At 40.8% G+C, this 11,140-nt stretch carries 9 protein-coding genes; 8 read left to right on the forward strand and 1 reads right to left on the reverse strand.

Annotated features, from left to right (window positions below; all coding sequences use genetic code 11):
• Nucleotides 1–127: 127 nt before the first annotated feature.
• Both CHI10_RS21125 and dapF read left to right on the forward strand, forming a co-directional pair.
• Nucleotides 128–1,372, forward strand: coding sequence for an EAL and HDOD domain-containing protein (locus CHI10_RS21125; protein ID WP_095246114.1), 1,245 nt, complete (start codon nucleotides 128–130; stop codon nucleotides 1,370–1,372).
• Nucleotides 1,373–1,487: 115 nt separating this feature from the next.
• A complete protein-coding gene (dapF, locus tag CHI10_RS21130; RefSeq protein ID WP_095246115.1) occupies nucleotides 1,488–2,471 on the forward strand; it encodes a diaminopimelate epimerase in 984 nt (327 codons plus the stop codon).
• A 16-nt stretch (nucleotides 2,472–2,487) separates the two neighbouring features.
• On the opposite strand, the gene CHI10_RS21135 is transcribed toward dapF, so the two are convergent.
• Nucleotides 2,488–4,326: a DNA ligase D gene (locus CHI10_RS21135; protein ID WP_095246116.1), complete on the reverse strand. Its 1,839-nt coding sequence runs from the start codon at nucleotides 4,324–4,326 to the stop codon at nucleotides 2,488–2,490.
• A 142-nt stretch (nucleotides 4,327–4,468) separates the two neighbouring features.
• Here CHI10_RS21135 and ku point away from each other — a divergent pair, with 142 nt between their 5' ends.
• The 6 genes from ku to CHI10_RS21165 all read left to right on the forward strand — a co-directional run bounded on the left by ku (nucleotide 4,469) and on the right by CHI10_RS21165 (nucleotide 11,112).
• Entirely contained in the window at nucleotides 4,469–5,323 is an 855-nt protein-coding gene (ku, locus tag CHI10_RS21140) for a non-homologous end joining protein Ku (protein WP_095246117.1), read from the forward strand.
• 135 nt (nucleotides 5,324–5,458) lie between these two features.
• Nucleotides 5,459–6,118, forward strand: a complete 660-nt coding sequence (locus CHI10_RS21145; RefSeq protein ID WP_095246118.1) for a phosphatase PAP2 family protein — start codon at nucleotides 5,459–5,461, stop codon at nucleotides 6,116–6,118.
• A gap of 65 nt (nucleotides 6,119–6,183) precedes the next feature.
• Nucleotides 6,184–6,729, forward strand: a complete 546-nt coding sequence (locus tag CHI10_RS21150; protein ID WP_095246119.1) for a glycerol-3-phosphate responsive antiterminator — start codon at nucleotides 6,184–6,186, stop codon at nucleotides 6,727–6,729.
• 173 nt (nucleotides 6,730–6,902) lie between these two features.
• A complete protein-coding gene (locus tag CHI10_RS21155; RefSeq protein ID WP_095246120.1) occupies nucleotides 6,903–7,727 on the forward strand; it encodes an MIP/aquaporin family protein in 825 nt (274 codons plus the stop codon).
• A 35-nt stretch (nucleotides 7,728–7,762) separates the two neighbouring features.
• Nucleotides 7,763–9,253, forward strand: coding sequence for a glycerol kinase GlpK (gene glpK / locus CHI10_RS21160; protein ID WP_095246121.1), 1,491 nt, complete (start codon nucleotides 7,763–7,765; stop codon nucleotides 9,251–9,253).
• A 194-nt stretch (nucleotides 9,254–9,447) separates the two neighbouring features.
• Nucleotides 9,448–11,112 (forward strand): glycerol-3-phosphate dehydrogenase/oxidase, encoded by a 1,665-nt coding sequence (locus CHI10_RS21165; protein ID WP_095246122.1) that lies wholly within the window; start codon nucleotides 9,448–9,450, stop codon nucleotides 11,110–11,112.
• Nucleotides 11,113–11,140 lie beyond the last annotated feature (28 nt).

The raw sequence follows: 11,140 nt of genomic DNA on the forward strand, positions 1-11,140 counted from the left end.
TTATCAAAAAAGGAGAATCTTGTAAAAAAAATAAAAAATTCTAATCATTCAACAAGTTTCGACAAGCGTAATAATTTTTCTGAGTTAAAATAGGTCTATAGTAATAGGTGTTTTCGGAGGTATGTCAATGGAAGTGTTTGTAGCAAGACAGCCGATTTTCAACTCAAAGGAAGAAGTATTCGCTTATGAACTTCTATATAGAAATAATCAGGTGAACGCATTCCCAGATATAGATGAAGATCAGGCTACAGCTGAGGTTATCATTAATAGTTTTTTAAATATAGGAATCGATCAGCTATCTGAAGGGAAGCCATGTTTTATAAATTTTACGGAAAAATTGCTTAAGCTAAGGGTGCCTGCCTATTTTAGGCCCCGGGAAATTGTTATCGAAATTCTTGAAACGGTAGAGCCGAGCGCGGAACTTGTCAGGATATGCAAGGATTTAAAGGAGCTTGGCTATCAGATAGCGCTGGATGATTATGTATTTAATGAAACCAATCCCTTTGCACGGCAATTGCTGAAATATGCAGACATCATCAAGGTGGATTTTCTTAACACCCCAAAGGAGATGCGGGAAAAAATAGAATTGCTTGTTAACCAGCTGAAGATAAAAACAGTAGCTGAAAAGGTTGAGACCAGAGATGAATATGAGGAAGCGAAAAGCAAGGGATATGATTATTTCCAAGGTTATTTTTTTGCAAAGCCTGTCATTATGTCGACACATGATGTACCGGCATATTTTCAATCTTATTATGAAATGATCCAAAACCTGTCAAAGGAGGAGCCTAGTCTTGACCGCATAACTGAATTAATAGAACGTGACATATCACTGTCTTATAAATTGCTGAGACTAATAAACTCACCGGCTTACCGTCCTAAGCAAAAGATAAATTCAATCCGGCAGGCCATCGTTCTGCTTGGACTGATAGAACTCGAAAAGTGGATTTATGTATTGGCAGTAAGGGAAAACATCGTTGGAAATTCTCAAATGACTGAAGAAACCATCAGGTTATCAATGACTCGTGCAAAAATGTGTGAGGAAATTGGCAGACTCAAAACCGGTAAAAGCGTTTCGTCCAGTTATTTTATGACAGGAATGTTTTCATTAATGGATTCATTGCTTAAGATCCCGATGAACCAAATTATAAATGAGCTTCCCCTGCAGGATGATATTTGTGAAGCGCTCCGCGGGAAAAATAATAATCTTAAAGAAATACTTGATCTTGCTGTTGCAGTAGAGAAAGCACAATGGAGCAGAATCAGTGAAATGTGCGATAAGCTGTTTGTGGATGAAAAAACAATTTTTAAGATTTATTCTGAAGCATTAGCCTGGTCCAGTCAGCTGCTGAACCCTGAAAAGCCTATAAATTAAAGGCGCAGTATTATAGTCTTTGAGTCTATAAAAATAGAAATCATCATTGAATAATAAAAGCTTTTATGGCACTCTTATCTATATGTTGAATTACTATTGGTCTGGAGGTATTACATTGAAGATTGAACTATTGAAATGTCATGGATCAGGAAATGATTTCTTTATTATAGATGAGATATCCAATACGTATCATTTTACAGAAGAGAATCGTGCGAAGCTGGCCAGAGCCATATGCGACCGCAGAACTGAGCTGGGTTCAGATGGAATTCTATTCGTGTTAAAAAGCGATAAAGCAGATGCCAGGATGCGTGTTTTTAATCCGGATGGATCTGAAGCCTCAATGTGCGGGAATGGATTGCGATGTGTTGCCCGTTATGTTTGTGAACTTCTTGGGCTGAAAGAAGCTATCATTGAGACCATGAAAGCTGATTTACAGGTGAAAAAGCAAGAAGATATCTTTGAGGACATTCCGACTTATCTTGTTGAAATCTCACCTGTTTCATTCGACTTGAAGGATCTTCCTTTAGTTCTTGATAAAGATACTGTCATTAATGAAAAAGTGAGCGGGATTTCAGAGGAATTAGCTTTTACAGCTTTAGCAGTCCCTAATCCTCATTTTGTTTCCATTGTGGAGAAAGAGCAAATAGCATCAGACCTGCAAAAAAAGATCAGCGAATATTTGAACGGGCCGAATGAATTCTTTCCTGATGGAGTAAATGTCAGCTTTGTTAAGCCGTTCAAAAAAGGGTATATTTATGTAAGAACATTTGAACGGGGAGTAGGATTTACCAATGCCTGCGGAACTGCCATGTCAGCTTCGACACTTGTGACTTGCATGAATGGGCTGAATAAAATCGAAGAGCCTGTAGAGGTATATAATAATGGCGGAAAGGTGCGCTGTGTAGTCCATGAAGAGAATGGCAGGCAATCAATTGACTTAATTGGAAATGCCAGCTATGTTTACCGCTGTGAAGCAGAGATCAACATGGAAAACCCTGCAGAGTTTTCTCTTTCCCCGAAAGAGGAATATACCGGTGAAATTAAGCAGTATGCTAAACTTCAGGAATATGCTCAGGCAGTACTTAAAGAGTGGTTGTAGGATAAGGCATGGGGCCTTATCCTTTTTTATTGTTCTGCTTTAAAAAGTCCAGCACTGGTGAAAAAGGCTGAATTTCCTTTGTTTGAAAATACGTGTTAAAAGGGTCGCCATCGCTGTTTATTCTTTTGATCATATTGGTTATTTGAAATCTTTCCATGGACAGCTTTTCGCCAACTTCCTCCCAAAACAGCGGAGCAGCAACCGTAGCCGTTTCATTTCCTCTGGGTGAATAGGGGGCTATAATCGTCTTTCCTTCTGCATGCTGAATATAATCTACATAAAGCCTTCCGCCCCGATTTTTCTTTAATCTTTCAATTGTAAAGGAATCCGGGTCCTTGTTTAGGAGATACTGGGCAATGAATTCTGTGAACAGCCGTGTATCATCAAAGGTATAAGTATTTTCCGGCAAAGGAATATAAACCTGCAATCCTTTATTGCCTGATGTTTTAACGAAGCTTATTAATTTCAGCTGATCAAGCACCTCTTTAATGTAAACAGCGGCTTTAATGGCTAGGGGAAAAGCGTCCCGGGAAGGCGGATCCAGGTCAAAAACGATTTCACTTGGTCCCGAGCTTTCCAGCGTTTTGAACGGTATATGAAATTCAAAAGCAAGCTGGTTGCCAAGCCACAGCAGTGTTTTTAAATGATTGCATACTATATAATTGATACCTTCTGACATTTCGGTTTCTACAAAGCCAGGTGCGTATTCCGGGCAATTTTTCTGGTAGAAGGGTTCGCCAAAAATCCCATGGGGGTAGCGGATAACGGTTAAAAGCCTGTTTTTTAAAAAAGGCAGCATATAAGGTGCAATTTCTCTTAAAAAATGAATGTAATCAATCTTTTGAATAGCCGGCGTTTCCCATAGTGGTTTTTCCGGATGCGTGATTTCTATCTCGGGAGGCAGGTTTTTCTGCTGCTGTAAAAATTGATCATATGTGCAGGCATCAGGCTTCAAGTCGAAACGAAACTGTTGAAAGTGCGGCTCCCGCATTTGCTCCTCATAGATCTCGAGGTATTTAACATCCACACAGATTGCAGGTTCTACATATATGAATTGGCTGTTTTCATCAGCTTTATTTTCTTTAATTATTTGAAATAAGGCTTGTTTTTCATCAGGCTTCAAGCCAAAAAGAAACTGTCCGATTCCTATGACAGCATCCCCCTGATATACCCCGGCATAAAAGTATCCATTAGATTTTTCATAAGCGGTGATAAAGCAGGAAACGTATTTCCAGTTTTTGAATTTCAGCCATAAAGAGGACCTCTTTCCTTCTTCCCATTTATTCTTCATCTGCTTGGCCACAATTCCTTCACCGTCATGAAGAACGATTTTTTCCCATAGCTCCTTAAAACTGGGATATGGCGGAATTAATTGTATCAGCCTGGAGTCCTTCTCGTCAGGTTTTAAGGGCAAATCACAGCTTTTAAACAACGCTTCTAGCTCTTTTTTTCTGGCAGAGTATTCTTTATCGGCAATTTTTCTTCCATTTATCATCAAAATGTCAAAAACAAGAAAACGGCAGGGCGCTGTTTTTGCTTTCTCAAGAATCTTTTTTTCAGATCTCATTCTCCCCCTGACCTGAATCGACCCAAAATGAGCTTTATAGGCATTTTCCAGCAAGACCACCTCTCCATCTAATATAAGCGGAAGGTATTGTTCAAATTTATCTTTGTGCTGTTCCAAAAAAGCCTTAATCTCCGGAAAAAGATTTAATAAAGGTTTATCGTTTCTGCTTGTCAGTCTGGGTTCATTGTCCCAGTGCAGGATCGCTCTAAAACCATCATATTTTGCTTCAAACAGCCATTCTTTCTCATCCGGAACATCGAAAGTTAATGTAGGAAGCATAGGTTTCATTCATTTGGCCTCCTTTGCAATCATCATTATAGTTTTGGCATTTGCCCCTAAAACTACTCAGTTTCCAATTCTTTTAGCGTATTTCCGATTTTGTTAATACACAAATTAGGAGTAATACATCAAAAAGAATGGGAGTCTGACTATGCATACAATGTGGAAAGGAAGCATCAGTTTTGGGCTGGTGAATATACCAATTAAGCTGCATTCGGCGACAGAAGATAAAGATATTAAGCTGAGAAATCTTCATAAGGAATGTCATTCGCCAATTAAGTATGAGAAAACATGTCCTGTTTGTGAAAAGGAAATTAAGAACGAGGATATTGTAAAAGCTTATGAATACACAAAAGGAAAATTTGTCGTATTAGATGATGAGGATTTAGAAAAGCTTAAACAGGAAAATGATGATAAAGCCGTCGAAATTATGGACTTTGTAAAAATACAGGAAATTGATCCAATTTACTACAATCGCACCTATTATATGTCTCCAGGGGACGGGGGAGGGAAAGCTTACTCCCTTTTGCGAAAAGCGCTCGAGACGTCTGAAAAAGTAGGTTTGGCAAAAATCATTATCCGCTCCAAAGAACAGCTGGCTGTTGTCCGTGTATATGAAAACACTCTTGTCATGGAGACAATCCATTACCCTGATGAAGTACGCAAGGCAGCGGATGTGCCAAATGTGCCTGCAGAAGAAAAAGTGACAGATAAGGAACTCGATACGGCCATTATGCTGATTGATCAATTAACCACAGAATTTAAACCTGAAAAATATAATGATGATTACCGAACCGCCCTTTTGGAGCTTATCGAAGCAAAACGGACTGGCAAAGATATCGTCACGCCTGTTGAAAAAGAGCCTGCCGCAAATGTTACCGATCTTATGGCTGCCCTTCAGGCATCCATTGATAAAACGAAGCCTGCTGATGCGGAACCAAAGAAAAAACCTGCAGCTAAAAAGAAACGTGCTTCTGCAAAAACAAAGGCTAAAAAGCAAGCTTGATGAACCGAAACCGAATTTGCTGATGCAGATTCGGTTTTTTAATGTGCGAAGGATACGGCCTGCCGCTCGTCCGCAAAAAAATGTTCCGTTTATGATACTTTGTGGTAATTCTAATACTAAAAAGGATATGAGTGAATGAACTGGAGAAATATGACACGTAAAAACATATTTTACCTAGCGCTGGTGGCCTCTATCATAGGCGGATTTTTGCTGCTATTTATCGAAATAGTGGATGAACTGAAGGAAGAAGAGCTTATTCATTTTGATGAGTCTGTGATCCACTCTGTACAGGCATTTATTTCTCCCCGGCTCACCGAGTATATGAGTGTAATTACTTTTTTGGGGTCGGTTAAGTGGCTGGCTTTTTCGGTAATTGCAGCAATGCTGCTTTTATTCCTGTTTAAAAAGAGATCACTTGCATGGTTCATGGTTCTTTCATCGGGTCTCGGAGCACTTTTTAACCTGTTGCTGAAATGGATTTTTAAAAGAGAACGTCCTGATATCAGACCTCTGATTGCAGAGCACGGCTTCAGTTTTCCGAGCGGACATTCAATGGGATCTTTTATTTTTTACGGCTCACTTTCCTATATGATCATCCATCTGGCAAAAAGGAAGCGCTGGAAGGCTGCATGGACAGTGATGCTTGGCTGCTTTATCCTGATGATTGGTCTAAGCCGCATTTATTTAGGTGTTCATTTTCCAAGTGATGTAATTGCTGGTTTTGCAGCCGGTGGTGCCTGGCTGACCATCATGATTATTGGCTTCCGTTATTATGAGTACCGAAAAAATTTATAATGGGTATTGAGAATTATGCACATTCTTAATATCATAGGGAAATAACAGAAACAGGAGTGGGAAGTATGAATCAGAAAATCTTGCCGGCATCATCCAATATGAAAGAATTTGAAAAGTTCCTGAAGAGTCCTTATGAAATTGGTGTATTTCTCGATATGCATATTTCACAGCTGAAACATGTTTCACAAATGGCTAAAGCACATAACAAAAAAATGATTTATCATGTTGACCTGATTCATGGCTTGAAAAGCGACGACTATGCCGTTGAATATATCTGCCAGGAATACAAGCCGTACGGGTTAATTTCTACTAAATCCAGCGTCATCCTGAAAGCAAAGCAAAAGGGAGTGATTGCTGTACAGAGGATTTTCCTAATCGATTCGCACGCACTTGAAAAGAGTTATAAATTAATCGAGAAAACGAGGCCTAACTATATAGAAGTCTTGCCGGGAGCTATGCCATGGATGATAAAAGAAGTGAATGAACGTTTGAATACCCCTATTTTTGCAGGAGGGCTCATCCGTTCTGAAGAAGAAGTGAAGAATGCACTTGATGCAGGCGCGGCTGCTATCACAACCTCAAAAATTGAAATATGGGAGAGGTTTTCATGAAGATGTTCAAGTATTGTTTGACAACGTTTTCATAGATTTGTATACTAGGACTAACAAGTTAATTCTAGGTGTCGGAGATTAGGAGATTCACACAGTTTAGCCCTTTTTAGGCTTAATCTGTCGTGGATCTCCTTTTTTTGTCCGATGAGTCAAAATCGAAAGGGGATTTTCAAATGTCTGCATTTATGGGAGAAGTAATTGGAACGATGATCCTGATTGTTTTTGGAGGAGGAGTTGTTGCCGGGGCGAATTTAAAAAAGACTTTCTCTTTTAATGGAGGGTGGATTGTTATTACGATTGCCTGGGGGCTTGCTGTAACGATGGGGGTTTTTGCTGTAGGATCGATCAGCGGCGCTCACTTGAACCCTGCTGTAACCATTGGATTTGCGCTTAGCGGTGATTTCGCATGGCAAAATGTGCCCGGGTATATTCTCGCCCAGGTTCTCGGCGGGTTCCTTGGAGGGGTAATTGTATTCCTTCATTATCTGCCGCACTGGAAAGAAACAGAGGACCAGGGTGCAAAGCTTGCTGTTTTCTCAACTAGTCCTGCCATTCCACATACTTTTTCAAACTTATTGAGTGAAATAATCGGGACGTTCATTCTTGTATTGGGTTTAATGTTTATAGGAGCAAATCAATTTACTGAAGGACTAAATCCGATTGCTGTCGGCCTTCTCATCGTTGTTATTGGCATGTCGCTTGGAGGGACAACCGGCTATGCAATTAATCCGGCCCGTGATTTGGGCCCGCGCATTGCTCATTTTCTTCTTCCCATTGCAGGCAAAGGGAAATCGAACTGGGGATATGCTTGGATCCCGGTAGCAGGGCCAATCCTTGGGGGATTACTGGGCTCAAGCTTCTATCAAGTGATGTTCGATGGCAAAGCTTCAGGTATTGTTTGGACTGTGCTGGGTGTTAATATAATAGTATTAATTCTTTCGTATATTTTTGGCAAAAAACAGCCCGGTGAAGTTGATTCTTCTAAAGTGGCTGCATAAATAAGAGTATTGAACGAGATTGGGAGGAGACCATTATGGAAAAATATATTTTATCATTAGATCAGGGGACTACAAGTTCACGAGCTATTCTATTTAATAAAAAGGGTGAAATTGTGCACACGGCACAAAAAGAGTTTACACAGTATTTTCCAAAGCCTGGCTGGGTTGAACATAATGCTAATGAAATTTGGGGTTCAATTTTATCGGTGATAGCAGGTGTGTTTTCAGAATCCGGCATAAAGCCTGAGCAAATTGCCGGCATTGGCATCACAAACCAGAGGGAAACAACTGTTGTTTGGGATAAAGAAACGGGAACACCTATTTATAATGCGATTGTATGGCAGTCAAGGCAGACCAGCGAAATTTGTGATGACTTGAAGGAGAAAGGCTATAACGGCCTGTTCAGAGAAAAAACCGGCCTATTAATTGATGCATATTTCTCAGGAACAAAGGTTAAATGGATCTTGGATCATGTGGAAGGGGCAAGGGAAAAAGCGGAACAGGGAAAATTATTGTTTGGAACCATTGATACATGGCTGATCTGGAAGCTATCTGGAGGGAAAGCTCATGTGACCGATTACTCCAACGCCTCCCGCACATTGATGTTTAATATCCATGAACTTAAATGGGATGATGAGCTGCTTGACATTCTTGGAGTTCCGAAAACGATGCTTCCTGAAGTAAAGCCATCTTCTGAAGTGTATGCCAAAACCATTGACTATCACTTTTTCGGGAAAGAAGTACCGATCGCCGGGGCGGCCGGGGATCAGCAGGCTGCGCTGTTTGGACAAGCATGCTTCGAGAAAGGAATGGCTAAAAACACTTACGGCACCGGCTGTTTCATGCTTATGAACACAGGTGAAAAAGCTGTGCAGTCTGAGCATGGACTTCTAACCACCATTGCGTGGGGACTTGAGGGGAAAATTGAATATGCATTGGAAGGCAGCATTTTCGTTGCAGGCTCTGCTATTCAATGGCTCCGAGATGGGATGAGAATGCTTAAAGATGCAAAGGACAGTGAAAGCTATGCCAAAAAAGTGGACTCGACAGATGGTGTTTATGTTGTTCCGGCTTTTGTAGGCCTCGGCACTCCGTATTGGGATAGTGATGTAAGGGGAGCGGTCTTCGGGGTCACACGGGGAACGTCCAAAGAACATTTTATTCGTGCGACACTTGAGTCACTTGCTTATCAGACAAAAGATGTCCTCTCTGCGATGGAAGCTGACTCTGGCATTGAACTTAAAACGCTTAGAGCTGATGGGGGTGCCGTGAAGAATAATTTCCTGATGGAGTTCCAATCAGATATTTTAGATGTCCCGGTTGAGAGGCCGGTGATTAATGAAACGACCGCTCTTGGGGCAGCTTATCTTGCGGGATTGGCTGTCGGGTTCTGGAAGTCGCAGGAGGAAATTGCTGAGCAGTGGGCAATTGAGCAATCATACTATCCATCGATGGATGGCCAAGTGCGTGAAAATCTTTATCAGGGCTGGAAAAAGGCTGTAAAGGCAGCTATTGCGTTTAAATAATCAGACGCAAGTTTTTACACAGATCATATTTTTTATGTTATAATGATCTTAAGTTAATAGTTCGGCAGGAGATGCGGAGAGACCACAAAATCATTATCGTCTTATCGATAATGTATTTTGTGGTCTCTTTTTTATTCCCTGCTTTAAAAGGGTAGTTACAACTACTAGCCTTTTCAAAAAAGGAGGAGACAACCATGACATTTTCTAATTTAAATCGTAATGACATGATAAATACACTTACAGCCGAAGAATTTGATCTTCTGATTATTGGCGGCGGCATAACGGGAGCTGGGATTGCTCTTGACGCGGCCACACGGGGAATGAAAACGGCGCTCGTTGAAATGCAGGATTTTGCAGCGGGAACCTCCAGCCGTTCAACCAAACTGGTTCACGGAGGATTAAGGTATCTTAAGCAATTCGAAGTTAAAATGGTAGCTGAAGTAGGAAAAGAGCGGGCGATTGTATATGAAAATGGGCCACATGTAACTACACCGGAGTGGATGCTGCTTCCAATGCATAAAGGAGGCACTTTTGGAAAGTTCTCAACTTCTATCGGTCTTAGAGTTTACGATTTTCTTGCAGGCGTCAGAAAGTCTGAACGCAGAAGTATGCTCAGTGTCCCGGAAACATTATCCAAAGAACCGCTTATAAAAAAAGATGGATTAAAAGGTGGCGGCTACTATGTGGAATACCGCACAGATGATGCCCGTCTAACAATAGAGGTAATGAAAGCTGCTGCAGAAAAAGGCGCTCTTCCAGTTAACTATTTGAAGGTCGAGAACCTTTTATATGATGAACAAGGGAAAGTATCCGGAGCTGCTGCTGCTGATCAGCTGACTGGCGATATTCATGAAATCAGAGCGAAAAAAGTCATCAACGCTGCTGGTCCATGGGTTGATTCCATTCGTGAGAAAGACGGTTCGAGAAAAGGGAAGACCCTGCGTATGACTAAAGGTGTTCATTTGGTAATTGACCAATCCAAATTCCCATTAAAACAGGCTGTGTATTTCGATACTCCTGACAAAAGGATGGTATTTGCCATACCTAGAAACGGAAAAACATATGTGGGGACAACCGATACTTTCTTTGATTCAGACCCAGTAAATCCAAAAATGACTGCAAGTGACAGAACATACATCATAAACGCCATTAACTTTATGTTTCCTTCTGTGAAAATAACGGAGAATGATATAGAATCAAGCTGGGCTGGTGTTCGTCCGCTTATTTGGGAAGAAGGAAAAGACCCTTCCGAAATATCGCGTAAAGATGAAATCTGGGAGTCGGATACTGGTTTGCTGACAATTGCCGGCGGGAAACTGACCGGATACCGGAAAATGGCCGAAACCATTGTTGATATGCTTGCTGAAAAATTCAAGCAGGAATCGAATAGGACATTTAGCAGCAGTATTACAAAAACATTGCCCATTTCTGGAGGGAATGTAGGGGGATCATCCAAATTCCGTGAATTCATTGGGTTTCAGACTGAAAAAGGAACAAGTATCGGTTTATCGTCTGAAGAGTCCAAACACCTTGTTAATATGTATGGTTCTAATGTTGGCATCATTTTTAATATGATTGAAGCGGATAGAAGTGAAGCTGAGAATTACGGCCTGCCGATTGTATTGTGGGCAAAATTGAAATATGCAATTGAACATGAAATGGCTGCAACCCCTGTTGACTTTTTTAACCGCAGAACAGGAGCACTTCTTTTTGATATCGAAACGGTAAGAAATTATCAAAGGCAAGTAATTTCATACATGGCTGATGCGTTTGAATGGGATAGGGCTGCAGAAAGAAATTTTGAGGACCAGCTAAACGAGGAACTAAGATTTGCGATAAAGCCTGCTGATCAAGATTAAAACTCTCCGGACGGGGAGTTTTCTTTTT

The sequence above is a fragment of the Bacillus sp. 7894-2 genome, assembly GCF_002272225.1.
Taxonomy (GTDB): domain Bacteria; phylum Bacillota; class Bacilli; order Bacillales; family Cytobacillaceae; genus Cytobacillus.